This window comes from Xanthomonas sp. NCPPB 3959 (assembly GCF_056675575.1).
This window is the reverse complement of sequence record NZ_JBWWVR010000007.1, coordinates 148133-174434: the sequence shown is the minus strand read 5'-3', so window position 1 is coordinate 174434 and position 26302 is coordinate 148133. Positions and strand designations below refer to the sequence as shown.

General features: G+C 64.6%; 20 protein-coding genes. 6 read left to right on the top strand and 14 right to left on the bottom strand.

Translation table 11 applies throughout. From position 1 onward, the window contains the following. The first annotated feature begins 59 nt into the window (after positions 1-59). Both AC1KVG_RS10340 and AC1KVG_RS10335 read left to right on the top strand, forming a co-directional pair. Positions 60-686 carry a LysE/ArgO family amino acid transporter gene (locus AC1KVG_RS10340; protein WP_481094390.1) on the top strand — a complete coding sequence of 209 codons (627 nt, stop codon included), beginning with the start codon at positions 60-62 and terminating at the stop codon, positions 684-686. A 27-nt stretch (positions 687-713) separates the two neighbouring features. Continuing rightward, positions 714-1148 (top strand): GNAT family N-acetyltransferase, encoded by a 435-nt coding sequence (locus AC1KVG_RS10335; RefSeq protein ID WP_481094339.1) that lies wholly within the window; start codon positions 714-716, stop codon positions 1146-1148. A gap of 198 nt (positions 1149-1346) precedes the next feature. Here AC1KVG_RS10335 and AC1KVG_RS10330 read toward each other — a convergent pair whose 3' ends face one another. After that, positions 1347-3515, bottom strand: coding sequence for a methyl-accepting chemotaxis protein (locus AC1KVG_RS10330; protein WP_481094338.1), 2169 nt, complete (start codon positions 3513-3515; stop codon positions 1347-1349). 527 nt (positions 3516-4042) lie between these two features. Beyond that, the gene (locus AC1KVG_RS10325; RefSeq protein WP_006448620.1) at positions 4043-4249 is read right to left on the bottom strand and encodes a hypothetical protein; all 207 of its coding nucleotides are present in this window, start codon (positions 4247-4249) and stop codon (positions 4043-4045) included. A 248-nt stretch (positions 4250-4497) separates the two neighbouring features. Between AC1KVG_RS10325 and AC1KVG_RS10320 the strand changes: the two genes are divergently transcribed. Continuing rightward, entirely contained in the window at positions 4498-5208 is a 711-nt protein-coding gene (locus AC1KVG_RS10320) for an rRNA pseudouridine synthase (RefSeq protein ID WP_481094337.1), read from the top strand. Between the two features lie 528 nt (positions 5209-5736). Here AC1KVG_RS10320 and AC1KVG_RS10315 read toward each other — a convergent pair. The 4 genes from AC1KVG_RS10315 to AC1KVG_RS10300 form a co-directional block, all read right to left on the bottom strand. After that, positions 5737-6141, bottom strand: coding sequence for a response regulator (locus AC1KVG_RS10315; RefSeq protein ID WP_043910889.1), 405 nt, complete (start codon positions 6139-6141; stop codon positions 5737-5739). Between the two features lie 78 nt (positions 6142-6219). Beyond that, complete coding sequence (locus tag AC1KVG_RS10310; protein WP_023904796.1) at positions 6220-6702, bottom strand: hypothetical protein; 483 nt, start codon at positions 6700-6702, stop codon at positions 6220-6222. Between the two features lie 137 nt (positions 6703-6839). Beyond that, on the bottom strand, positions 6840-8642 hold the full coding sequence (recQ, locus tag AC1KVG_RS10305) for a DNA helicase RecQ (RefSeq protein ID WP_115040745.1): 1803 nt from the start codon (positions 8640-8642) through the stop codon (positions 6840-6842). 278 nt (positions 8643-8920) lie between these two features. Beyond that, positions 8921-9478: a Dps family protein gene (locus AC1KVG_RS10300; protein ID WP_006452768.1), complete on the bottom strand. Its 558-nt coding sequence runs from the start codon at positions 9476-9478 to the stop codon at positions 8921-8923. A 90-nt stretch (positions 9479-9568) separates the two neighbouring features. Between AC1KVG_RS10300 and hrpA the strand changes: the two genes are divergently transcribed. After that, the gene (hrpA, locus tag AC1KVG_RS10295; RefSeq protein ID WP_481094336.1) at positions 9569-13690 is read left to right on the top strand and encodes an ATP-dependent RNA helicase HrpA; all 4122 of its coding nucleotides are present in this window, start codon (positions 9569-9571) and stop codon (positions 13688-13690) included. A 247-nt stretch (positions 13691-13937) separates the two neighbouring features. Here the strand turns inward: hrpA and AC1KVG_RS10290 are convergent, their stop codons facing one another. The 8 genes from AC1KVG_RS10290 to pqqA form a co-directional block, all read right to left on the bottom strand. Continuing rightward, a complete protein-coding gene (locus tag AC1KVG_RS10290) occupies positions 13938-16574 on the bottom strand; it encodes a TonB-dependent receptor (RefSeq protein WP_481094335.1) in 2637 nt (878 codons plus the stop codon). Positions 16575-16681: 107 nt separating this feature from the next. After that, on the bottom strand, positions 16682-17716 hold the full coding sequence (locus AC1KVG_RS10285) for a glucokinase family protein (RefSeq protein WP_481094334.1): 1035 nt from the start codon (positions 17714-17716) through the stop codon (positions 16682-16684). Positions 17717-18120: 404 nt separating this feature from the next. Then, positions 18121-18633 (bottom strand): hypothetical protein, encoded by a 513-nt coding sequence (locus AC1KVG_RS10280; RefSeq protein WP_176338939.1) that lies wholly within the window; start codon positions 18631-18633, stop codon positions 18121-18123. Between the two features lie 168 nt (positions 18634-18801). Further along, positions 18802-19926, bottom strand: a complete 1125-nt coding sequence (gene pqqE, locus AC1KVG_RS10275) for a pyrroloquinoline quinone biosynthesis protein PqqE (RefSeq protein ID WP_481094333.1) — start codon at positions 19924-19926, stop codon at positions 18802-18804. Then, positions 19923-20201 carry a pyrroloquinoline quinone biosynthesis peptide chaperone PqqD gene (gene pqqD, locus AC1KVG_RS10270; RefSeq protein WP_481094332.1) on the bottom strand — a complete coding sequence of 93 codons (279 nt, stop codon included), beginning with the start codon at positions 20199-20201 and terminating at the stop codon, positions 19923-19925. The genes pqqE and pqqD overlap by 4 nt, the downstream gene beginning before the upstream one ends. After that, positions 20198-20950: a pyrroloquinoline-quinone synthase PqqC gene (pqqC, locus tag AC1KVG_RS10265; protein ID WP_481094331.1), complete on the bottom strand. Its 753-nt coding sequence runs from the start codon at positions 20948-20950 to the stop codon at positions 20198-20200. The genes pqqD and pqqC overlap by 4 nt, the downstream gene beginning before the upstream one ends. Further along, entirely contained in the window at positions 20947-21846 is a 900-nt protein-coding gene (gene pqqB, locus AC1KVG_RS10260; RefSeq protein ID WP_481094330.1) for a pyrroloquinoline quinone biosynthesis protein PqqB, read from the bottom strand. The genes pqqC and pqqB overlap by 4 nt, the downstream gene beginning before the upstream one ends. Before the next feature lie 66 nt (positions 21847-21912). Beyond that, positions 21913-21993, bottom strand: a complete 81-nt coding sequence (gene pqqA, locus AC1KVG_RS10255; RefSeq protein WP_002812057.1) for a pyrroloquinoline quinone precursor peptide PqqA — start codon at positions 21991-21993, stop codon at positions 21913-21915. 290 nt (positions 21994-22283) lie between these two features. On the opposite strand from pqqA, the gene AC1KVG_RS10250 reads away from it, so the two are divergent. Both AC1KVG_RS10250 and AC1KVG_RS10245 read left to right on the top strand, forming a co-directional pair. Further along, the gene (locus AC1KVG_RS10250; protein ID WP_481094329.1) at positions 22284-24470 is read left to right on the top strand and encodes a RelA/SpoT family protein; all 2187 of its coding nucleotides are present in this window, start codon (positions 22284-22286) and stop codon (positions 24468-24470) included. A 227-nt stretch (positions 24471-24697) separates the two neighbouring features. After that, a complete protein-coding gene (locus tag AC1KVG_RS10245) occupies positions 24698-26212 on the top strand; it encodes a hypothetical protein (protein ID WP_481094328.1) in 1515 nt (504 codons plus the stop codon). Positions 26213-26302: the final 90 nt, after the last annotated feature.

Genomic DNA, 26302 nt, shown 5'->3' with positions numbered 1-26302 from the left:
TAGTTTTTCTGAATCGCTTGCTGCGATCACGATGCAGGCCTGGTTCTCGGGAGATGCATATGTTCGTTCAGGCAGCAGCGGCCGGCTTGATCGCTGGCGCAGGTCTCATCATTGCGATCGGGGCACAAAATGCGTTTGTGTTGCGGCAGGGGCTCAAGCGTCAGCATGTGGGCCTGATCGTGCTGATCTGCGCAGCCGGCGATATCGCGCTGATCGTGCTGGGCGTCGCCGGGATCGGTGCGTTGGTGAAGCAATGGCCGGGCGTGCTGCAAGTTCTTCGCTATGCCGGCGCTGCGTTCCTGGCAGCGTACGGAATCCTGGCTGCACGCAGGGCCTGGCATGGCAAGGGAGCATTGGCACCGGCAGCAAGCGACGCGCAATCCTGGCAGCGCGCCATGCTGACCTGTCTGGCATTCACGTTTCTCAATCCACACGTCTATCTCGACACGATGGTGCTGCTGGGCAGCGTGTCTGCGCGCTATCCAGGCCAGCTGCGCTGGGCGTTTGCGTCGGGTGCGTGCCTTGCCAGTGTTACCTGGTTCTCCAGCTTGGGATATGGCGCGCGTTTGCTGCAGCCGGCCTTTCGTGATCCGCGCGCATGGCGCGTCCTGGATGCATTGATCGCGGTGTTCATGCTGGTGCTGTGCGCCTTGTTGCTGCTGCCATCGCATGCTGCGCTACTCTGACCCCCCCATATGACTGGAGTCATTGTCATGCCGCCGTTGCGCATTACCACCGACAAGTCCGAGCTCGATGTGCCGATGATCCACCGCTATCTGTCGCAGCACACCACGTGGGCCAGGGACATCCCGTTGTCGCTGCTGCAGCGCTCCATCGCCAATTCACTGTGCTTTGGCGGGTTTGTGGAGCGCGTGCAGGTGGCGTTCGCGCGGGTGGTTTCCGATTACGCAACCGTTGCATATCTGGGCGATGTCTTCGTGCTGCCCGAGCATCAAGGCAAGGGCTATAGCAAGCTGCTGATGGATGCGGTCATGGCACACCCCGAGCTGCAGGGATTGCGCCGTTTCAGCCTGGCCACCAGCGATGCGCACGGGTTATACGCGCGCTACGGGTTTACGTCACCGTTGTATCCACAGTCGCTGATGGAGCGTTACATCCCCGGGATATATACCCGCGACCGCGCCTAGCAACTGATCAGGCCTGCAGTTGTGGACGTGATCTGCGTGGCCGCGGTTTAAACGGTCGGAAACAACGAAAAGCGCCTTGCCAGACGCTTTTCGTAGACGACATTCCGAGGGCGGATCTATGCAGGCCCCAACCAGTGCCGTCAGTGGAACCACGCCGACGACGCTGTTGAGGGCAGCGCTGGGTTCACCGCCAATTCCTCAGGCGCTACGGACCTTGTTCAACAGATGCGCGACCGGTGCTGCCGCGCGCGTCTGTGCCTGGGTTGTTTGCCGTGCATCGATCTTGAAGATCGCCACCGCGTCGGTGAGCTGCACAGCCTGTTCTTCCATCGAGCGTGCGGCGGCCGTGGCTTCTTCCACCAGCGCGGCATTTTGCTGGGTGGCCTCGTCCATATGCGTGATGGTCTGGTTGACCTGCTCGATGCCGGCGGACTGCTCCTGCGAGGCCGCAGAGATCTCGCTCATGATGTCGGTCACGCGTTGCACGCTAGCCACCACATCGCCCATGGTCTTGCCAGCGCTGTGCACCAAGGCCGAGCCTTCGGCCACTCGCTGCACCGAATCGTCGATAAGCCCCTTGATTTCCTTGGCCGCGCCAGACGAACGCTGTGCGAGCGTGCGCACCTCCGATGCCACTACCGCAAAGCCGCGTCCCTGTTCGCCGGCACGCGCGGCTTCCACCGCGGCGTTCAAGGCAAGGATGTTGGTCTGGAACGCGATGCCGTCGATGACACTGATGATGTCGGCAATCTTTTTGGACGAGGCTTCGATACCGGTCATGGTCTGGACGACCTTGCTCACCACCTCGCCGCCTTGCGAGGCCACGCGTGCGGCGCCGATCGCGAGCTGATTGGCCTCGCGTGCGCTCTCTGCATTCTGTTTGACGGTGGACGTCAGCTCTTCCATCGAGGCAGCAGTCTCTTCCAGGTTGGCCGCTTGCTGCTCGGTGCGCTGCGACAGGTCCTGATTGCCGGCAGCGATTTCACTGGCGGCCGAGTTGATTGAGACCGCCGATTGCTGGATGTTGCCGACGATCTGCGCCAACTGGCTGGCGGTGGCGTTGGCATCGTCGCGCATCTGTGCAAACACGCCGCGGAACTCGCCACTCATGCGTGCGGTGAGATCGCCGGCGGCGATCGACTGCAGCAACGACGATAGCGACTGCAGATTGCCATCGGCGGTGGACATCAGATGATTGAGGCTTTCCACCATGATGCGGAAATCGAACTGGAAACGCTCGACATCGCCACGCGCTGTGAAGTCGCCATTGGCGGCCGACTGGGCAAGATGTTTGATCTCATGATTCATCGCCGACAGATTGAGCTTGACCTGCGACATGGTGTCGCTGAAAGCGGCTTTTTCGCCCGGCAGTGGCTGCATGTCTTCGGAGAGTTCGCCGATGGCGTAACGCCCCATGATGCGGGCCAGATCGTTTTGCACCGCCACATGCGAGGCGACCAGCAAATTGGTGTCGTTGGCCATGCGCCCGTAATCGCCGGGGAATGCCGAGGCATCGATGCGGAAACTGATCTGGCCATTGTCGTGATGCTTGGCCATGTCGGTCTGCGCTGCGATCAGGTTGCGCAGCTGCAACTGCATCTTGTCCATTGCCTGCAACAGGCGGCCAGTTTCATCGGTGGCGGTGGTGTGCACGTCGTTCTGCAGATTGCCGGCGGCAATGGCCTCGGCAGTGCGGGTGGCCTGGCTGAGCGGCATGGTCAGGCTGCGCGTGATCATCCACGCAAGCAGGGCGCTGATGGCCAACGCGGCAATGCCGCCACTGGCGAGCGTGACCTTGCCGCGATGCATCGATGCCACCGCTGCGGCATAGGCCTGTTTGCTGAGGCGGCTTTCCAGTGCTGCGTTGGCGCGAATGGCGGCTTGCTGTTCATTCATCGCCACCGCTGCGGCGCCTTGCAACAGCGCCTGCGCCTCCTGGTTCTGATCATGAATGCCGTATTCGAGAATCTGGTTGTTGTACTTGACCGAGATGTCGCGCTTTTCCTGCACCAGCTTGAGCGCGTTCTTTTCGCCGTCGGTGCTCGGCATGGCTGCCAGCGCATCGTGCGCGGCTTTATAACGGGCGCGGTTGCTCTCGATCATCTCCATTGCGCTGCGGTTGGCAGCATCGCCAGACACCATGACGATGTCGCGCAGGCCGATCGCCACGTTGGTGTTGGCGTCCAGCATGTCGGTGGAGAGTCTGATCCGCTCCATGTTGTTGTTGACGATGGTGTCCAACTCGAGACGGGCGGTGGACATGGTGACCAGGCCGGTTGCCACAAGCAGGCCGGACAATAAGATCAAGATGCCGAAGGCCACGCCCAAGCGGCGGCCGACATTGAGGTGTTGCAGATATTGGTTCATCACCGCATCCAGGTTGTGCAGCTGAAGGGCTCAGTGAATGCGGGGTGCATCCACTCAAGCGTCTTGCCCAGCTAGCGGCCGGAGAGTGAGGAGCTAAAGGCTTGTATTCGGAAATACTTATGGCGGATTCATGACGTGGAAGAAATTTCCCGACAGCTGTCCGCCGCTACCTGACATCCCGCCAAAAACGCCTTGTTTAATGCGTCATTGGTGGATCGAAGCGTGCCAATGGCAGGACGATTTTCCGACGTTTTACCGACGCGCTGAGCTGGATAACGCAGCGCGCACAGCCAACGATTGGAACTGACGAATGGTCGAGTTCGCTGACGTGTGCGGTATGGGCGGATGAGAACCACAAGATTGCTGCGAATGCCTCAATGCCGCGAGCGATTCGGTTGCTGCTGGGCAGCGGAGCAGCCTGCCCGTGGACATCGCGAGCCGGCCTGTGCCGGCTACTTTTTAGCGAGTCATTGATCCATCGCGCCGTCGCGCGCAGCAAGCATGGCGCGATGGGTGTTGTCTTGCGCTCAACTCTCCAGCGCGGCAAGGACGTTGGCGTAAAGCTGTTCGGCATCGGCCTCGTTGTTGAAGCGTGCGAAGACCTCGTCGCCGGAGATCAGGCCGACCCGTACCGAGTGGCAATACGAACCGAAGCTCTCGCCGGCGTTGAACGGGTCGTTGACGACGGAGATATGGGCAAGGCGGATCCGGGTTGTGCCGAATTTGATGAACATCTGCAAGCTCCTGTATGAGCGCCCAGTTTCCCATTTTGTCGGGTGCGGCAGAAGCGCGATGGCAGCAACGTGCCGGGCGAAGCCTGCATGGGTACCCCAGCGACGGCGCTGATTCGTTGGCGTTCACCATGGATGCCGACGTACTCCCCAGATGTTGACAGAGCCTCAGCGCCGCGCCAATGAGGCCAACCTCGCGCATCCACGGACCCAGCACGTACACTGCCGTGCCCTGATGCTGAGCTCGTCCGATGTCCGAACCGATCCGTCTCGACAAATGCGTTGCCGCGCTGTTCGGCTGCTCGCGTGGCGAGGCTCAGCAGTACATCGAAGGCGGCTGGGTCAGCGTGGACGGTGTGGTAGTCGAGGAGCCACAGACATTGGCCACTGCGCCGCAGGTGACGCTGGCAGCCGATGCGGTGCTTGCGTCTGCCGAGCCAGCCACGTTGCTGCTGCACAAGCCTGCCGGAATGACGGCCGAGGCCGCGTTGGGGTTGGCCGTGCCGGCCGCGCGCAGCAGTCTGGATCAGGCCAACGTACGCGTGCTGAAACGGCATTTCCTGCGTCTGAGCGCGCCATTGCCGCTGGAGGATGAGGCCAGCGGTTTGCTGGTCCTGAGCCAGGATGGCCGCGTGCTACGCAGGCTCAGCGCCGATGCAACCTCCATCGAGCAGGAATTCCTGGTGGAAGTCAGCGGCGAGCTGCGCCCCTACGGCATGGCACGGCTCGCGCACGGCCTGGTCTATCAGCAGCGCAGCCTGTCGCCGTGCAAGGTGAGTTGGCAGAACGAAGAGCGGCTGCGCTTTGCGATCAAACATGTGCAGCCCGGGCAACTGCGCTTCATGTGCAAGGAAGTCGGGCTGGACGTGGTGAGCATCCGGCGCTTGCGCGTGGGCCGCATCTCGCTGGGCAAACTGGCGATCGGCGAATGGCGCTACCTGCCGGCGGGCGAGCGTTTTTGAGTGTGCCGCTGGCGTTCAACGCTGGCGGCAACCTGCAGGCAATGCGACGACTCGCTGCCTTCTAACCGATGCCGGGGTCGCTTACTTCTTGTTGCGCTTTTTCTTGGCACGCGTCACCAGCCAGAAAACCACGCCGATGATCGCAACGACCAAGATGATGAAAGCCGGTGACAGAAACGAGTTGTCGCCCATGGGGATCTCCTGAGTTCTTTGGCAGCAAAGCGCTGCATTCGAACCAGCCTAGCGAGCGGCGTGCTTGATCGCGTGAAATACGACGTATGCGTGGTTCAAATGTTCTTTGCACGTTGCATTCGTCATGCGTCATGCGATGGACGTTCGGTGTATTGGTGTCGAAGCGCAATGTCTGGCGCAGATCGTGCAAGCAGACCCTGCAGCGTTTGGCTGACTGAGCGGCTTTTGCAGGCGGGCGATGGCGCCGCATCCTTGGCACAAACGTGTGTTGATCAATCCCCGTGGCCGGCGCATGGCGCGAAGGCTGGCATTTCATACCGGGATTGTGGGCCGCCGTCAGGCCACCGGGGTGGGAAGCACCCGGTGTTTGGCCATTACGCTGCGGATGGCGGTCAGCAATTGCTCGGGGGTGTAAGGCTTTTCCAGGAAGGCCACGCCGTCGGGCAGGATCTCTTCCACGTACTCCACCGCCAGGCCGGAGGTGAGCAATACCGGAAGCTTGTATGGCGCCTGCGCGGTCTTGACCGCCAGATCCACACCGGTCAGGCCGCCCGGGAAGTGGATATCGGAAAACAGCACGTCGATGCGCGGGTCACTTTCGATCAGGGTCAGCGCTTCTTCGACCGAGCCTGCACTGCGGCAGGTGAACCCATAGCTCTCCAGCACAAGGCAGCTGAGTTGTCGGGTGCCATCGCCGTCTTCGACGACGAAGACAACCGGCCGTTCCTTGTTCTGTGACATGAGCGCGTCTCGTAAGGCAAGCCGCATTCTCAGCGATGCAGGGGTGAACCCTCCGTCAACGCAGACGGGGCCGTATGGTTACCAGCCGAACGGGCCGGGACCGTAGCCGCCAGGCCCATAACGCGGGCCGAAAATCGGGCCTTCGCCACGCCCGACACTGATGCTGACGCCAATCTGGTGCGCCTTGCCGTCGTCGTCGTAATAGGTCTTGCAGGAATTCAGATTGACCGCCTGCCAGTTGCTGTTGCCGCCGCGGCTGGCATAGCCCATGCCGGTTTCGACTGCGCCATGCAGCTTGCCCTGGCATTGCTCGGCGCGTTCGGCAGCGATGGCAGCGGCACTGGGCCGGCTCAACGCAGGCTGGGGACCGCTTTTGTCGCCGTAAAAGGTGCCTGGCGGATCGGTGGGGACCTCGGGATCGGAGCGGTACTGCACCGGTGCCTGCGGAATGCTCAGATCGAGCGAGCGCGCCGTGACCGGCTCGGCACTGCCGTCGCCGGCCTGGGCGAGCGCGCCGCCAGCGGCAAACAGAGTGGCCAGGAGAAGCAGGCTGCGTTTCATCGATTGGACTCTACATGAGGGACTGACAGCGCGTGCCAGATCGCCTTGTGAAACTAGCAACGGCTGATTGAATGCGCGCTGTCGATCTTGCGGATTTTTGTGCCAGCGTTGGTATGCCGATGACACACGCCGTTGCATCAGCCTTGTTCGCGCACGATCTCGATCAGCTGCGCCCCGTAGCGGGCCAGTTTGCCGCCACCGATGCCGCCGATATGCGATAGCGCATCGATGCTGGTGGGCCGTTGTTCGGCGATGTTGCGCAGCGTGCTGTCGTGGAAGATCACAAACGCCGGCACGTTCTGTTCCTTGGCCAGCTCTGCGCGCAAGCCGCGCAAGGCGTTGAACAAGGTCAGATCCTGCGGCTGCACCGGCAGGCCGGTGCGTTGCGTGCCGCGCTCACGCTCGCGTCCGGCAGCCGGGTTCTCGCGGCGCATCATCACCTGGCGCTCGCCCTTGAGTACCTGGCGGCTGGCATCTGTAAGCCGCAGACCGCCATGGCCTTCGCTGTCGACCTCCAGCAGGCTGGCGGCCACCAACTGGCGGAACACGCCGCGCCAGGTGCGCTCGTCCAGATCGCGGCCGATGCCATAGGTGCTCAACTGGTCGTGGCCGAGCTGCTTGATGCGCTCGTTCTCGCTGCCGCGCAGGATGTCGAGCAGGTGGCCCACACCGAAACGCTGCCCGCTGCGGTACACGCAACTGAGCGCTTTTTGCGAAGCCACCGTGGCATCCCAGGCGGCCGCCGGGGTGAGGCAGTTGTCGCAATTGCCGCAGGGCTTGGGATAGGTCTCGCCGAAGCCGGCCAGCAGCACCTGGCGGCGGCATTGCATCGATTCGCAATAGCCCAGCAGGTGATCGAGCTTGGCGCGCTCCAGGCGCTTGCGTTCTTCGGCCGCTTCGCCCTGTTCGATCATCTGCTTGAGCAGCACCATGTCGCCCAGGCCGTAGCAGAGCCAGGCCTCGGCCGGGTCGCCATCGCGGCCGGCGCGGCCGGTTTCCTGGTAGTAGCCTTCCAGCGATTTGGGCAGATCCACATGCGCCACGAAGCGCACGTCGGGCTTGTCGATGCCCATGCCGAAGGCGATGGTGGCGGTCATGATGATGCCGTCTTCGCGCAGGAAGCGGCGCTGGTTTTCCGCCCGCACCTCGGCCGGCAAACCGGCGTGGTAGGGCAGGGCGTTGAAGCCTTGCGCACACAGCTGCTGCGCGGTTTCTTCGACCTTGCGCCGCGACATGGCGTAGACGATGCCGGCCGAGCCGCGATGGCGGCCCAGAAACTCCTGCAGCTGCTTGCGCGCGTTGTCCTTCTGCACCACGGTGTAGCGGATGTTGGGGCGGTCGAAGGAGCTGACGAAGTGGCGCGCGTCGACCAGATCCAGACGCTCGGCGATCTCGCGCTGGGTCGGCGGATCGGCGGTGGCGGTCAAGGCCATGCGCGGGATGTGCGGCCAGCGCTCGTGCAGCACGGTGAGCTGGCGGTATTCGGGGCGGAAGTCGTGGCCCCATTGCGAGACGCAATGCGCCTCGTCGATGGCGAACAGCGCGATGCGGCTGCGCTCCAGCAACGACAGGAAGCGTGGCGTCAGCAGGCGCTCTGGCGCGACGTAGAGCAGATCCAGATCGCCCGAGAGCAAGGCGCGCTCGACCCGCTGGGTGTTTTCCGCATCCAGCGTGGAGTTGAGGAATTCGGCGCGCACGCCGAGCTGGCGCAAGGCGTCGACCTGATCCTGCATCAATGCGATCAGCGGCGAGACCACGATGCCGATGCCATCGCGCAGCAGCGCAGGCACCTGGTAGCACAACGACTTGCCGCCACCGGTGGGCATCAGCACCAGGGCATCGTTACCCGCGGCAACGTGTTCGACAATGGCCTGTTGAGGACCCCGGAAGTCGTCGTAACCGAAGACGCGGCTGAGCAGTTCGTGGGCGGGGGAAGACATCCGTCTAGGATACCGCGCGGGTCACGTCTTGGCCGGTGTCATGCCGGCGGTGTTGCGCGATGACGGGTCGGGGATTGCCGCGAAGCGATGGGGCGCGCCGGGAAAATGCGCACATTAAGCATGTGCTGGGGCGGGCGCACGGCGCAGGAAATAGGCGGTGGCCGCGCGTTCGGTGGGGCACTTGAGCTTCGCTCCGTACCCTCACCCCAACCCCTCTCCCGAGGGGAGAGGGGCTTTGTGTCCCGCGCCTGACAATGCCGGCGCGTGGAGAGAGGTGCTTACTGCAGTAGTGACCGCAGCATCCATGCGTACTTTTCGTGGGTCTGCAGGCGCTGGGTCAGCAGGTCCACGGTCGGGTCGTCGCCGGCGTCGTCGGCGGTGCCTAGCACCTTGCGTGCGGTGCGGCAGACCGCTTCGTTGCCGCTGACCAGCTGGCGCACCATCTCGCGCCAGTCGGCGCTATCGCTCAGGCCCTGTTCTTCCGGGATCGAAGTCAAAGCGACGAACTCGCTGTAGGAGCCCGGCGCGTTGTAGCCCAGGGCGCGGATGCGCTCGGCCACTTCGTCCAGTGCGGCCCACTGCTCGGTGTACTGGGTTTCGAACATGGTGTGCAGCGAGTTGAACATCGACCCGGTGACGTTCCAATGGAAGTTGTGGGTCTTCAGATACAAGGTGAAGGCGTCAGCCATGTAGCGGGCCAGACCGTCGGAGATCTTCTTGCGATCGCCGTCCTTGATCCCGATATCGATGTGCGGGGCCGATGCGGCGGCAACCGGTAAGGCGTCTGGTCCGTCAATGATGACGACGGGCTTGTTGGCGTTCTTTTTCTTGGACATGGGAATGGTCCTCCTGAGGGAACAGATATCGGGTCACAATAGTCACTCTAAAGGATCACTCGTCATTCAATCTTTCACATTTTTTCATCAATGAGCGCTATCGATACCGACCTGGCCACCACCTTGCGCGAGGGCCGTAGCGCCGTCGATGGCGGCATGAGCCGCGACCGGGGCCGCTTGCTCGGCCTATGGTCGCGCTGGCAAGGCAAACCCGGCAACGTGCAGCTGCGCCAGGCCTTCGAGCAGGCGCTGGCGGCGTCGCAGGCGCAGCGCAAGGCGCGCGCCGAGCAGCAGCCCGCCATCACGCTGGACACGCAACTGCCGATCGCGCGCGAAGCCGAGCGCATCATCGCGTTGATCCGCGATCATCAAGTGGTGGTCATTGCCGGCGAAACCGGCTCGGGCAAGACCACCCAGCTGCCCAAGCTGTGTCTGGCGGCGGGGCGCGGGGCGGCCGGCATGATCGGCTGCACCCAGCCGCGCCGGATCGCCGCACGTGCGGTGGCCGCACGCGTGGCCGAGGAGTTGAAGACGCCGTTGGGCACCACGGTGGGCTTCCAGGTGCGCTTCACCGACCGGGTTGGTGAAGACTCGCGGATCAAGTTCATGACCGACGGCATCCTGCTGGCCGAGATCGCCAGCGACCGCTGGTTGTCGGCCTACGACACCATCATCGTGGACGAGGCGCACGAGCGCAGCCTCAACATCGATTTTTTGCTTGGCTATCTCAAGCAGTTGCTGGTCAAGCGCCCCGATCTGAAGTTGATCGTGACTTCGGCCACCATCGACACCGAGCGTTTCGCGCAGCATTTCAACGATGCGCCGGTGATCAGTGTGGAAGGACGCACGTTCCCGGTCGAGGTGCGCTATCGCCCGCTCGAAGGCGACGCCGGTACTGACAGCGACGGCGAGCAAGGCAACGGCCGCGATGGCGAGCGCACCGTTAACGATGCGATCGTGGCGGCGATCGACGAAATCACCCGTATCGACCCGCGCGGCGACGTGCTGATGTTCCTGCCCGGCGAGCGCGAAATCCGCGATGCGCATCAGTCGCTGGAACGGCGCAAATACCGCGAAACCGAAGTGGTGCCGTTGTACGCGCGGCTGTCTGCGCAGGACCAGGACCGGGTGTTCAATCCGGGCCCGCGTCGGCGCCTGGTGCTGGCCACCAACGTGGCCGAGACCTCGCTGACGGTGCCACGCATCCGCTATGTGGTGGACCCAGGTTTTGCGCGCATCAAGCGCTATAGCCCGCGTCAGAAGCTGGACCGCTTGCATATCGAGCCGATTTCGCAGGCCAGCGCCAACCAGCGCATGGGCCGGTGCGGGCGCATCGCCGAGGGCATCTGCTACCGCCTGTATGCCGAAGCCGACTTTGCCGCCCGGCCAGCGTTTACCGACCCGGAAATCCGGCGCGCGTCGTTGTCGGGCGTGATCCTGCGCATGCTGCAGCTGGGCCTGGGGCGGATCGAGGATTTCCCGTTTCTGGAGGCGCCGGACGAGCGTGCGGTGGCCGATGGTTGGCAGCAGTTGCTGGAGCTCGGCGCGATCGATGGCGAGCGCCGCCTGACCGCGACCGGCCGCCAGATGGCGCGCCTGCCGGTGGACGTCAAACTGGCGCGCATGCTGGTGGCCGCGCAGCAGCACGGCTGCCTGCGCGAGATGATCGTCATCGCTTCATTCCTGGGCATCCAGGATCCGCGCGAGCGCCCGCCCGAAGCGCGCGAGGCCGCCGACAACGCACATGCGCTGTTTGCCGATGCGCGCTCGGAGTTCGTCGGCATCCTGCGCTTGTGGGAGGCGTACCGGCAGGTGCATGAAGAGCTCACCCAGTCCAAGCTGCGCGATTGGTGCAACCGGCATTTTCTTGGTTTCTTGCGCATGCGCGAGTGGCGCGAACTGCATCGGCAGTTACGCCTGCTGTGCGAAGAACTCGGTTGGAGCGAAGAACCGGCCGGGGTGATGATGGCGCCGCTGCTGGCCGGTGCCAGCGCACCGCCGCGCGAGGACGGACACAACGCTAACCGTCCGACGCGCGGGCAGCTGCATCGCGCCGCGCGTCTGGCGCGCGAAGGTAAGCCGGAGCCAAGTGCGCCACCTGCACGCACCACCGCCGCAGCTACGAACAAGCAGGCCGAAGCCGCTGAAGTATCGGCACGGACCAGCGAGCGCGAACGCGCTGCGGCGTATCAGGCACTGCACCGCGCGCTGTTGGCCGGCCTGCCGACGCAGATCGGCCATCGCACCGAAAAAGGCGATTTTCTCGCCGCGCGGCAACGCCGGTTCGTGCCGTTCCCCGGCTCGGCGTTGGCGCGCAAACCGCCGCCGTGGATTCTGGCCGCCACGCTGCTGGACACGCAAAAAGTGTGGGGCATGACCAATGCCGCGATCGAGCCGGATTGGGCGATCGCTGAGCTGCCGCATCTGCTGGCGCGCAAGCATTTCGACCCGCATTGGTCGCGTGCGCAGGGGCAGGTGGTCGCCTCCGAGCAGATCAGCTTGTTCGGGCTGGTGCTGGCGCCGAAAAAGCCGGTGCATTTCGGCAAGATCGACCCGGCCGCCGCGCACGACCTGTTCGTGCGTCAGGGCCTGGTGACGGGCGAAATCAATACGCGCGCGGCGTTCGTGGCCGACAACCTCAAGGTGCTGGAGCAGGCGCGCGAAGAAGAAGCCAAGTTGCGTCGCGCCGGCATCGTGGCCGACGAAGAGTGGCAGGCACGTTGGTATCTGGATCGCATTCCGTCCGAACTGCATTCGGCCAGTGGCCTGGATGCATGGTGGAAGACCTTGCCGCCGGACAAACGCCGCAGCCTGCATTGGTCGTTGAACGATCTGCTGCCGGGCGAAGGCAGCGAGGCCGATCGCTTCCCGAAGTATTTCCCCCTTGGCGATGCGCGGCTGCCGTTGCATTACCGCTTCGAGCCGGGGGCCATCGATGACGGCGTCACCCTGGATGTGCCGTTGCATCTGCTCAATGCGCTGGATCCAACGCGGCTGTCGTGGCTGGCGCCTGGCTTTGTTGCCGACAAGGCATCGGCATTGATTCGTAGCCTGCCCAAGGCGCAGCGCCGTAACTATGTGCCGGCGCCGGATTTCGGGCGCGCGTTCTACGAGGCCTACAGCATTGCGTCGGCCGACGATATCCGTGGCGAGCTGGCGCGCTTTCTGAGCAAGGCCACCGGCACGCAGGTGGCGGCGCTGGATTTCGACGAGGAGGCGCTGGACACGCATCTGCTGATGAACCTGCGCCTGCGCGATGACGACGGCAAGGTGCTGGCCGAGTCGCGCGATCTGGACGGGCTGCGCGCACGCTTCGGCGAGCGTGCAGGGCAGGCGTTTGCCGCACGTGCGGGCCGCGCCCTGGCTGCCGAGGGCTTGCGCGATTTCCCGGCCACCCCGATCCCCGAACAGGTGTCGGGCGAGGCCGGTGTGCCGGCGTATCCGGCGTTGGTGGATCAGGGCGAAGACGCAGCGCTACGCATCTTTGCCGACCGCAACGAAGCGGCGCAGGCGCATCCGCGCGGCGTGCGTCGGTTGCTGGAAATCGCGCTTGCCGACAAGATCAAGCAGGCGCGCAAGCAATTGCCGGTGTCGCCCAAAACCGGGTTGTTGTACGCGGCGATCGAATCGCAGGAGCGGCTGCGCGGCGATCTGGTCGATGCCGCGCTCAATGCGGTGTTGGCGGAAGGTTTGGGCGCGATTCGCGACGCGGGTGCCTTTGCGCAACGCCGTGACGATGCGATCAAACGGTTGTTCGGCGAGGCGATGGAACGCCTGACACTGGCCGAAAGCATCCTCGGCGCCGTGGCCGAACTCAAGCCCTTGCTGGAAGCGCCGTTGATGGGCTGGGCGCGGGGCAATCTGGACGATATGGAGCAGCAGTTGCGCGCGTTGGTGCATGCCGGCTTCCTGCGCGAGACCCCGGCCGAGGCGCTGGCCAACTACCCGCGTTATCTCAAGGCGATGATCCTGCGCACCGAGCGGGCCAAGCGCGATCCGGCTCGCGACCAGACACGCATGCTCGAACTCAAACCGTTTGTGGATGCGTTGGGCGATGCCGCCGCACGCGGTTTGCAGCAGCGTCCAGAGTGGGAGTCGCTGCGCTGGGATCTGGAAGAGCTGCGCGTCTCGGTGTTCGCGCAGGAGCTGGGTGCCAAGTCGGGCGTGTCTGCGAAGAAGTTGTCGCAGCGGGTGGCTGCGTTGCGCGGTTGAATGGTGCCGGATGCGCCAGGGTCGAGGTGATCACCAGACGCGCTGATCCATGCGGATCGATATCCACTGGCCGCTCAGACAGATCGCATCGAAGCGGCCAGCGCATGCAGCCGCATGACGCCTCTAAAAGCCTGCTGAGCGCTTGTCAGACAGGTGCGGGCGGCATACCTGGAGCCCGCCGCGTGGGTGGGCTCCATGCCGCCCGGGCGCAGCTCGCTGACGCTGCGCGCGGGCTTTGGTCATACCCTCAGAACTTCACATGCAGGCTCGCCATATAGCGGCGCCCGCTCTTGTAGCGGCCAGCCAGGTGTTGCTTGTCGCCGAGATACTGCAGGTATTCCTCGTCCAGTAGGTTCTGTGCATCGATCTGCAGCGACCAGTTCGGGCTGAATGTATAGCCGACACTCGCGCCGAGTTCGGCGTAGTCATCCACGCTCGCCGGTGCCGCACCGGCCACGTAGCCGCCGGCCAGGTAGCTGTCGCGCCAGTTGTAGGTCAGCCGTGCATTGAGCGGGCCTTTCTCGTAGTACGGACTGAAGGCAACGCTGTTGCGCGACTGGTAAGGCAGCGCATCGCCGGTGTTGTTTTCGCCATTGGCATAGGTGTAATTGGCGGTCAGGCCAAAGCCGCTGTCGCCGAACGGTTGCTGAAACGCAATATTGAATCCCTTGACCTTGCCGTCGCCGGCATTGCGTGGCCGCTGGATGCTGTAATCGCAATAGCCATCTGCGCTGCAGCCATTGCTGCCGACCAACTGCGCCCAGCTCTGCGGTGCGGTGTCACGTAGCGCGTTGTATTGGCGCTCCACGCTGGCGCTGGTGTCGATGTAGTTGTCGATCTTCTTGTAGAACACCGACCACGCCACCGCCGACTGCTGTGCGAAGTAGTACTCGGCCGATAGATTAAAGTTCCACGATTCGTACGGCGACAGCTCCGCATTGCCGCCGCTGCCGGTCAGCGTGGTGTCGTTGAGGAAGGTGTTGTTGACCATCTGGTTGTACGGTGCCCAGGCGATCACCTTGGCCGCAGCGAAGCGAAACACCCAGTTGTCTGCAGCCTCGTAGGCCAGCGTGAGCGAAGGCAGCAGAAAGTCTTCCTTGCGGGTGCGGGTCTGCCACAGGCTGTCGGCATTCAGCAGTGACGGCGTACCGCTGTAGACGAAGCCGCTGCCTTCGGTCTTGGAGTCCACATAGCGCAGCCCGAGGTTGCCGCGCAGACCGCCGCCGGAGAAATTCAGCTGCGCGTACGCCGCGTTATTGGTCTGCTGCAGCGCCCAGGTGTTGTTGAGATAACTGGACGGGTCCGGCGCGCCGTAGTCGACCGGGCTGTTGCGGATCCAGTTCAGCACATTGTTGCGACCTGCCTGCAAATGCTGGCCATGATCGGGATAGAAGTCCTGCAGATCGGTTAGCCCGATCGTGCCCACATCGGCCAGCGTGCCCGGCGTGACGCCGCCATAGACATTGAGCTCGAAGCGCTCCTCGTGCTTGCCGTGGCGCACGCCCAGCAGCAACTGATTGAACACGCTGTCGAACTGCACAGCGAGATCCAATTGACCATAGGTGTCCTTGCTTTCGGTCGAAAAGATGCCGTTATTGCCGAACCAGCCACCTGCCGAGCCCCAACTGGCCGAGTCGCGCGCGCGCGCCGGATCGTCGAAGCGAATACCACGCTGCGTATCCCAACTGAAGCCGCCGTTGTAGAACGGCTCGATGAAGTATTGCGAGAGGTCCTTGTTCTCCGACTTGCTCTGGCCGAGCTGCCCGCTCAGGCCCCAGCCATCGCCGCGAAACGCACCGCGCAGGTCTAGGCCCTTGGTAGTCACTTCGGATTCGCGCACGTTGTTGTCGTAGATCACTGTGCCGCCGAGCGGGTCGGCATTGGCGCTGGAATGCCCGCTGGTCACCACACCATTGCGCAGCCCGCCGAGCTGGTCCACTGCCGCCACCGTGCCGGGATTCCAGGTCAGAAAGCTGTACATCGACTGGTTGTAGTTGTCGAAATTCTCGTTGATGTACAGGCCGCTGAGGTTGAACTCCAGCGCATCGCTGGGCTTGAGTTGCAGGTTGACCACCGCGCTGTCGCGTTCGCGATCCTGCTGAAACCAGGCCGCATTGATCGAATTGGGCACGTCCGCGTCGGCGGGGACACTGCCTGCCGCATTGGCGAAGCTGCTGGCCGGTGCGTAGCCGAACACTTCCATGCCGCGGCGGTCGACGCGTTCTTCGTAATGCTGCGCCGACACCGCGATACCGAAGGTGTCGGCGGCGTTTTTCCAGCTGTAGAGCAGTGCCGCATTCGGTTTGCCCTGGCTGGCTTGCGCGCTGTAGCTGTAGCCGATGGAGGCAGCGACCTCGTTGACCTCCAGATCGAGCGGTTGCCGTGTGTGCATCAACACGGTGCCGCCCAGGCTGCCTTCGGTCAGACGCGCTTCGGAGGATTTGAGAATTTCCACACGCCCCAGGATCTGCGGTGCCAGCAAGGTGTAATCGAAACCGCGGCTGGGTTGCTCGCCATACAACCAGATCGCCTGCGCCACCGGATGCCCGTCCAGGAACGACAGATTGAGGCTGGGGTCGGTGCCGTCGATGCTGACCCGTTCGCCCTGGCCAAAGCGGCGGTCCAGGGTCACGCCGGGAATCTGCGACAGCGCTTCGGCCACATTGGTGCTGGGAAACTTGCCGATGTCTTCGGCGGTGATCGCTTCGGAAATACCGGTGTTGTTGCGTTTGGTGTCGAGCGATTTTTCCAGGCTCGCGCGGATGCCGACGACTTGCACGGCGTCCAGGTCGGTGGCTTGCGGGTCACCGTTGTCCTGGGCTTGCGCCGCGAATGCCAGCGACAATGCGATCGCGCTGGACAGCAGGGTGGTGCTGTATTTCATGATGTCTCTCCTCATCACGCACAGGGATGGACGGCGAGCGACAGCTCGCCGGATGCGGGTCTTGATGTCGCGCGTTTTGCGGGGAGCACAAACGCGTGGTGGATCGCTTACGACACGTGGACGTGTTGTTGCAGATACCAGTTGGCCGCGCCGAGCACGCCCAGCTGCCCGTGCTCGACCAGCTTGACCGGGATGCGCTCGAGCAGCGCACGCATGTTTCCCTTGGCTAAAAAACGTTCGCGAAAAGTGCTGTTGGCCAGAAACTGCCCGATCGTCGGCAGGATCCCGCCGGCCAGATAGATGCCGCCGGCAGCGCCGTAGGCCAGCGCCATATCGCCGACCGCGCTGCCCAGCAATGCGCAGAAGCTGTGCAGGCAGTCGCGCGCCACCGCATCGTCTTCGTGCAGGGCTGCATGCGTGATCGCAGCAGGCAGGCGATGGCGTGGCGGCACCGCGTGCAGTTCGCACACGGCGTTGTAGAGATTGAGCAGGCCGGGGCCGGACAACACATGCTCAAGGGGCAGATAGGGCTGGCCGCGCAGCAGAATCCGCAGCAGTTGCAGCTCCCTGTCGTCGGTGCTGGCCAACGCGACCTGGCCGGCCTCGGTGGCGAGCACGATCGGACGAGGCTTGGCATCGATCCACACTGCAGCACCAAGCCCGGTGCCGGGACCGACCACCAGGATCGGACCGGCGGCGCGCGCATGCCGTGGCGTCGGCCCGCTGAGCTGCAGCACGGCGCGTTGTTGCATCTGTGGCGCAGCGTAGGCAACCGCTTCGAAATCGTTGACCAGATGCACGCTGCGCACTGCAAGCGCGTGACGTATCTGGCTGGGCGAAATTGTCCACGGCAGGTTGTTGCTGATGAAGCTGCCATCGTCCAGCGCAATACCGGCACTGGCGATCACCACCGCATCGACGCCGCGCACCTGCTGCAGAAAGTCGCCGAGGATCGCCTCCAGACTGGCGTGCTCGCTGCCGCGATAAGTGCGGTAGTGCGACACCTCGATCTCTGCGTTGCCCGCATACGCCACGTGGCCGACACGCACATGCGTGCCACCGACATCGGCAGCGATGAAGCCGGTGGCAGCGGGGCAAGTGGGCAAGACAGCAGTGTGAGCAGAACGCGAGGTCGCAGCCACATTCAATCCTCAAAGGTTCGCCGAGCGTCCGATGCCGTCGGCGAGTACGGGCCTGTGTAGGAGTTGGTGACAACGATGTCAATGGATCAGTCGGGTTGGATCGATCTTGTTGGCGCACTCAAGCGCTAAACAGGCGGTCTTGGACGTGTCTGTGCGGACTTCAATGCGCAAACAGGACAGGCGCTCCCAGCGTGGGCAGCGCCTGTTTGTCGGTGGACTGTATTTGTAGCCGAAGCCTATTTGGACAAGACGGCGCTGTCGGCTGCCAGCGTGTGCGATCGCTCGACAGTCTGGGCCGCAGTAGCGGTGGTCGTGACGCCCGGCAAGGTGCTGCAGGCGCTATCGTCGGTTCCATACGCCGACCACGCGCGCTTGGTTGCGGCGTAGTCGCCAGTCAGCCCCGCTTACTTGACCCGACGCACCTTGGCAGGCGTGTTGTAGCCCTCAATCTGCAGATACCACACGCCGACCAGGCCGGGCTTGATCTTGACCTTGGGCGCATCCTTGCGAACGCCGGCCAAGCTGGCGGCGTCGGTCTGCTCCCAGTCCTGACCATTGGCCAGGGTGTATACGCGACCCTTGGAGAAGCCCTTGAACTCGCCAACGATCGTGCTTTCGATCGGCTCCTTGCTGCCGAAATCGAAGAAGCCGCGGTTCTTGACGATCACTTCCTGGCGGCCGGCTTCCTTTGCCTGTTCGACCACCACGGCGGCTTCCTTGGCGACCTTGCCCTGCAGCCAGTCGTTGAGCGCGGCCAGCTCGCTGGCATTGAGCTTGTCCAGGCCGGCGGCCTTGAACTGCTCGGCGCTCATCTGCGACTGCAGATCGCCCTGCACGGCGCGCTGCGCCAGGGCCGGGAGAGCGGTCAACGCGAAGGTCAGGCCGACCAGCAGGGGAATGCGGCGCGCGAGCGACATGGAGGCGATCCGGAAGACGAAGAGGCCGCTAGTGTAGACGCTGGAGCGCATCGTGCAGCTTGGCCTACGGCGCGCGCTGCTGGTGTTCGCCTCCACAAGCCACAGGCCCTTTCGCACCGCATCGAGAGATTGCAGGCAGATGCGCAGAAAGGCCTAAGCTGCTGTGAATTACTCCTCGTCTACCGTTGCTACGGTCGCGGGCGCAGCACGTTCGGGACGGCGGTAGACAAACTCCGGTGCGGGCGCAGCGGCCTCGCGTTCGGCGGTGGCGCGCACGTCGGCGTGCGCCGGCGATCGTTCGCACACGGGGTCCAGCGTGGCGGCATCGCCGGCCAGCGCCAGGGCCTGGCAGCGGCAGCCGCCCCAGTCGATCTCGCGCTTGGGGCAGCCCTGGCACACCTCCGGCATCCACGCCGTGCCGCGGAAGCGCACGAACGCCTCGCCGTTGTTCCAGATGTCGGCCAGCGAGCGCTCGCGCAGATTGTCGAAGCGCATGCCTTCGATGGTCTCGGCCGCATGGCAGGGCAGTACATCGCCACGCGGGGAAATATTGACGAAGCGCTGGCCCCAGCCGCCCATGCAGGGTTTGGGCTGGCGCGCGTAGTAATCGGGTGTAACGAAGTCGATCGCCAGGCGGTCGCCGAGCTCGCGGCGTGCGGTTTCCACTGCCGTAATCGTGGCCATCAGTTGCTCGCGGCTGGGCATCAGCGCGGCGCGATTGCGCAGGCCCCAACCGTAATACTGGGTGTGCGCCACTTCGATGCGCTCGGCTTGCCATTCCAGCGCCAGCGCAATCATGCCCGGCACGCGCTCGGCGTTATGGCGATGCAGTACCGCGTTGAGCGTCAGCGGCAGGCCACGCGCACGCACGGCGGCAGCGAACTCGCGCTTTTTCGACAGACTGTTGCGATAGCCGGCGATGCGATCGGCACCGGCCGGGTCGACGTCCTGCACGCTCAGTTGCACGTGTTCCAGTCCGGCAGCCTTCAATTGGTCCAGCATCGGCTCGCCGCCGGCCACGCCGGAGGTGATCAGATTGCTGTACAGCCCGAGCGCGCGCGCATGCGCCACCAGCTCGGGCAGGTCCTTGCGCAGCATCGGCTCACCGCCGGAAAAGTGTGCCTGCAGCACGCCCATGTCGGCAGCCTGCTGCAGCAGCAAGCGCCAGCCGGCGGTGTCCATTTCCTCTCGCAGCGCCGCCAATGCGATCGGGTTGGAGCAATACGGGCAGGCCAACGGGCAGCGATGGGTCAGCTCCAGCAGCACCGACAGTGGCGGCGGGGCGATGCTCATGGCCGCAGCAAACGCTTCTGATGCAGGGTGTTGGTGAGTTCGATCACATCGACCTCGATGTCTGCCGCGTCGGCATCGAATTCGGCAGCCAGTTCCTGCGCGATCTGCGCCAGCGAACGCACGCCGTCGTAGCGCTGCGCCACCACCAGCGCGATCTCGTCCAGCTCGACCACGCGTTCTGGTGCCAGCAGCACCCACTGATCGCGTGCGCGGTCGTGCTGCAGGCGTACGCCCGCGCGCAGGGCTGGCTGGCTGTCGCGGGTGATGCTGCTCACGCAGCGGCCCGGCTGGCGTCGCGGTCGGGCACGAACGCATCCGGCCACACGATGCCCGGGGTGACGTAAGCCACGTGCAAGGCATCCAGCTGCGCCCACAATACCGAGCACTTGAAATGCAACGCGGCCTTGACCAGTTCCTGCTTCTCGACGGTATCGGCGTGCTGCTTGACGTAGTCGAGTGCGAAATCCGAATCGCGCGGCGCCTCGGTCAGGCGATGCTCGAAGTAGGCCAGCGCCTCGGGCGAGACGAAGTCGTAATGCTTGAGCATGCCGGCCACGCGCCGGCCGATGATGTTGGGGGCAAACAACTCGGTGAGCGAAGAGGCGATCGCTTCGAGCAGGCTTTTTTCGCGCACGAACTGCAGGTAGGCCTGCACGGCGAAACGGGTGCCGGGCAGTAGCGCACGGCCGGACTCAACCAGTGCGCGATCCAGGCCCAGCGCATCGGTCAGGTGCAGCCAGCGCGCGATGCCTCCATCGCTGGGACTGTTGCCATCGTGATCGAGAATGCGTTGACGCCAGATCCGACGCAGCGCCGGGTCTTCCATGCGCGCCAGAATCGCGGCGTCTTTCAATGGAATGCAGCGCTGGTACTCGAAGCGATTCAGCGCCCAGGCCTGGACCTGGCCGCGATCGAGCTTGCCGTCGTGCAGCAGCGCGTGGAACGGGTGCTGGTCGTGGTACAGACGGGCGCCGATGGCGCGCAGATCCGCTTCCAGTTGGTCCGGGGTGAGCAGGGCGGTCACAGGGTGATCTCCAGGCCGTCGTGCGCGACCTCCCAGCCGCTGGCACGCGCGCTGGCGTACTCCGGCGAGTGGGTGTCGAGCACGGGATTGGTGGTGTTGAGATGGATGAAGATCTTGCGCGCCACATCCAGCGGGGCGAAGGCGGCGATGGTGCCGTCGGGGCCGTCGATGCTCATGTGACCCATGCGCTGGCCGGTTTTCTGGCTGATGCCCAGTTGCACCATCTCGTCGTCGCGCCACAGCGTGCCGTCGAAGAACACCAGTTCGGCGCCTTGCAGGCGCGCACGCAACGCATCGGTCATTGCCGCGCAGCCGGGGATGTAATGCACGCGGTGCTGGCCATCGTCGATGGTGAGCCCGAGGGTTTCTTCGTTGGAGCCGGCCAGATCGCCGCCGCTGCGCGATTCCATGAACAATGGCACCTTGCCGGGCACCGAGAATGGTGTGAGTTGCAGGCCCAGCAGCGACACCGGTGTGTCCAGCGCAAACGGCTGGCGCTCCACGTAGGCAGGATTGACCGCGTCGAAGATGGGGTTTTGCGACAGCAGATCCAGTACGCGGTTGCTGGCATGCAGCGAGAACGCCTGGCTTTCGCGCATCGACAGCAATCCGGCGATATGGTCGATCTCGCCGCTGGTCAGCAGCACTGCTTCGATCGGCGAATGGCGCAGGCCGTGCTGCGGCCAAAGCGCAGGCGTTGCGAGAACTTGTTGACGGAAATCGGGTGAGGCGTTGATCAGCACCCAGCGCTCGCCATCGGCGCTGACGGCGATGCTGGCCTGGGTACGACGTTGGGCACCGTCAGCTTGTTGCCATGCCCGCTGACTCGCGGGGGTGTGGCAATTCCACTGCGGGTGCCCACCGCCGGCCGCCGATCCCAGAACGATGATGCGCATGGAGAACTGTTACCTATCTGCCGGCGACTGCCGGTCATGCATCGGGAGGAAGGGCGGCAGGTGAGCTCAGAATTCGCCGGAGACGTAGCAGTTGATCTCGGCGCCACAATTGACTTCACGAACGACAGGCTTCTTCCAGGTCTTCATCGGCTACCTCGCAGTTGGTTGGAATGACGTCGCCGCAGCACTGGGCAGCGACGACGCCAAGGGAGCATAGGCAGCCGGTTTGGCTGAATTGTAAAGGGCATGTAAAAAGCCGCCGATGAAGCTGATTTCATGGACGCAACGGCATCGGATTCCGCACAGAGCGGTTGCGAATCAAGGCGTTGGCGGGTGAACCGGGCATAAGCGCGAAGGCATCGGATTTCCGTGACTGCGCTGCGATTGCGCGTTGTGGAGAAGGTGACGCGCACGTTACCGTAGCTGTCAGACCATTGTTGTTGCCCACGCCCGTGTCCACCGCTGTGACCAGTTCCTCATTCGACCGCCTGCATGCCGTGCTGCAGCGTCCTGCTGTCGCGTCGATCGCGCCTGCCTTGCGCGACGCATTGGCGCAGGCCTGGCAGAACGTGCCGTCAGCGCAAGCCGAGGCCGTGCCGTGGGCGCTGCTTGCCGACACGCTGGATGCGCTGGCGCTGCTGGCGGCCGATGAGGCCACCTTGATTGCTGCATTGCTGTTCGATCTGCACGCATTGCGCGGCGTGGTCGCGAGCCTGCCATGGCAACCGGCCGAACGGCGTGTGGTGGTCGAAGGTTTGCTCGATGGGCTGGACGCGGCCGACCAGGTCTGGGCCCTGCATGCCGGGCGCGAGGCCGGGCGCAACAGCGAAGGCTTGCGGCGGCTGCTGCTGTCCATCATCCACGACCTGCGGGTGGTGCCGATCCTGTTGGCGCGGCAGCTGGCGCGCATGCGCGTGGCCGACCGCCTGAGCGAAGAACAACGCCGCGCGCTTGCCCAGCTCACTCGCGACATCCACGCCCCGCTGGCCAACCGGCTGGGCATCTGGCAGGTGAAGTGGGAGCTGGAAGACCTGGCGTTCCGGCATCTGGAGCCTGAGACCTACCGCCGCATCGCCCGCGAGGTGGACGAAACCCGCGTCGCGCGCGAGCGCTATCTCGAAACGGTCAAGCGCACCTTGTCGACGACGCTGGCCCAGCAGGGCCTGCGTGCGGAAGTGAGCGGGCGGCCCAAACACATCTACAGCATCTGGCGGAAGATGCAGAAAAAGCGCCTGTCGTTCGACCAGCTATACGACATCCGCGCGGTGCGGGTGATGGTCGACGACGTGGCCGCCTGTTACGCCGCGCTGGGTGCGGTGCACTCGCTGTGGGCACCGGTGCCGAGCGAGTTCGACGACTATATCGCCCGGCCCAAGGCCAACGACTATCGCTCGCTGCACACGGCAGTGCTGGGCCCGGAAGGGCGCACGATCGAAATCCAGATCCGTACCCACGAGATGCACGCGCAGGCCGAACTCGGGGTTGCGGCGCATTGGAAGTACAAAGAGGGCGGCAAGGGCGCCGAGAAGGCGTTCGACCGCAAGATCCTGTGGATGCGCCAACTGCTGGAGCAGGTGCAGGAGGGCGATCACGGCGAACTGGCCGGCGCGCTGGATGCCGAGCTGATCGAAGACCGCGTGTATGCGCTGACGCCCAAGGGCGAGGTGATCGATCTGCCGCAAGGCGCCACGCCGCTGGATTTTGCGTATCACGTGCACACCATGGTGGGGCATCGCTGCCGCGGCGCGCGCGTCAACGACCGCATCGTGCCGCTGACCTACCGGCTGCGCAGCGGCGACCGCGTGGAGATCATGACCGCCAAGGAAGCCGACCCGCGCCGCGACTGGTTGCTGGCGTCCAACGGATTCCTGGCCAGCGGGCGCTCGCGCGATAAGGTGCGCGCGTGGTTCCACAAGCTTGACCGCGCGCGCAACGTGCACGCGGGCAAGGAGTTGCTGGATCGCGAGCTCAAGCGCCTGGGCCTGCAGCACTCCGATCTGAGTGTGGCGACGCGTAAATTCCACGCCGAAAACATCGACGATCTGTATATCCAGGTGGCGCTGGGCGATACCGGGCCCAACCAGGTCAGCCGTGCCTTGCTGGAAGCCGAGCGCGCCGCCTCGCAGCCTGCAGTACCGGCGCCGCCACGGCCCACCGCGCGGCGCGAAGGCCTGGGCAAATCCAAGTTCACCGTGCAGGGCGTGGGCAATCTGCTGGTGCAGCTGGCGCGTTGCTGCCAGCCGGTGGCGGGCGAGCCGATCGCCGGCTATCTGACCCGTGGCCGCGGCATCACCGTGCATCGTACCGATTGCGCGGCGCTGTCGCGTCTGGCTGCCGCGCATCCGCAGCGCGTGCTGCCGGTGGAGTGGGGCCAGGCCGGCAGCGGCTACGAAGTGGATGTGCAGGTGCGCGCGGTCGACCGACGCTGGCTGCTCAAGGACATCACCAACCTGATCGCGCAGGAAGACGCGCATGTGCTGGAGATCAACAGCGACAACGTGCGCGACACCGGCCGCGCGCAACTGCGTTTGCGTTTGAAGGTCAGCGATTACGACCAGCTGTCCGGCTTGCTTGGCAAGCTGGACGCCTTGCCCGGGGTGAGCGAGGTGCGGCGACTCGGCTAGGCGCGCCGCACACCTCGCCAGCGCCAATCGATTTGAAACAGCTGGCACACACAGCAAGCAAGGTGTGCTTGCCTGACGAATCCCGAATCCCGAATCCCGAATCCCGAATCCCGAATCCCGAATCCCGAATCCCGAATCCCGAAGCGCACATCGTCTTCGCAGCGGCCGGCTACCATAGCGGGGTGAACGCGTCCCCGTCAGGTCGCGCCAAGGATGGACGCCACCGCATGCTCCCGCTTCCGCGCTGGGCCAGATCGCCCCGCCTCTGGGCGCCGTTGCGCAGCCGTGCGCTATGGCGCGTGGCATTGGTGCTTTGCGCATGCCTGCTGTTGACCACGATCGTAGTGCGCAAGCCGCTGGCCGATTGGCTGTGGCCTGATACGCGTATCCAGCAGCTGCTGCAACGGGGCAATGCGGCCTTGTCACGCGGCCAACTCAGTGCAGCCGATGGCAATGGCGCGCGCGAACTGTTTGCTGCCGCGCTCGCCTTGGACAGCGACCGCAGCGAAGCCCGTGCCGGACTGGCGCGCACCGGTGCCGCCGCAGTGGTGCAGGCGCGTGCGGCAATCGCGGCCGGGGACGCCGCCGGAGCGCAACGCACACTGGCGCTGGCGACTGCGCTGGAAGTGCCGCAAGCGCAGATCGCGCCAGTCACGCTGCGCTTGCGCGCGCTGCAGGCACGTCGCGCCGGGTTGGATGCCTTGTTCGCGCAGGCCGTGGCCGCGCAGCAACAAGGACGCCTGGATGGCACACCGGACAGTGCATTGCCGTTGTACCAGCGCATCCTGACCCTGGCGCCGGACCGCACCGATGCCTTGGAAGGCCGCGAAGACGCCTTGACCGATCTGCTGGCGCAGGCCCGCCATGCACTGTCGCGCGACGCGCTCGGCGATGCTGGGATGTTGCTGGCCGCTGCCAAGCGCTACGACGCCGGGCATGCCGATGTACCGCTGACCGAAGGCCACTACCACCGCGTGCTGGAGCAGCGCCGTCAACGCGCGGAAGGCTTGTTGCGGCGTGGTCGCCTGGCGCCGGCCGCACGCGATTTCAACGCCGTGCTGGCGGCCGAGCCAGACGACGCCGCAGCGTGTCGCGGGCTCGATCAGGTCGCGAGTGAATACGCCGCGCAGGCCAGCCGGCAGGCGGCGGATTTCCACTTCGATGCTGCACTGCAATCGCTGCAGGAGGCGCGCGCCTTGGTGCCGGGCGCTGCATCGATCGCGCAGGCAGAACAGGCGATTGCGCGCGCACGCGATGCACAACGCAGCCCTGAAACCGGCTTGTCGCGTGGTGCACGTGAGCGCCGTCTGCGCGCGCTCCTGCAACGGGTGACAGAGGCCGAAGCGCAGCAGCAATGGATGACCCCGCCCGGCGCCAGTGCCTACGACGCAGTGCGAGCAGCGCAGGCGCTGGCACCGCGCGATCCGCGCGTATTGCAGGCCGCTGCACGGGTGGTGCCGGCGAGCCAGCGCTGTTTCGAGGACGAGTTGCGCAACAACCGCCTGCGTGCCGCGCGCGGTTGTCTGGATGCGTGGCAGGCATTGACGCCGAACGGCGAGGCGCTGATCGGCGCGCGCCGACGTCTGGCTCAGCGCTGGATTGCGGTGGGCAGCGAGCGCCTGGGGCAGGAGGATGCGGCGTTCGCGCGGCGCGCGCAGGACGAGGCACGTCAACTGGATCCGGGGCTGCCGGAATTGGTCGAGTTCACGCGCCGGGTCAAGGCGGTAGCTGAGCAGCGTTGAGGTGGAGGCCGCTTTTGACGGCGCTTCCTTGAGCGCGATGCCTGAGCGGCGCGCGGGGAATGGCGGCTATGGCCCCCAACTCCCGCTACG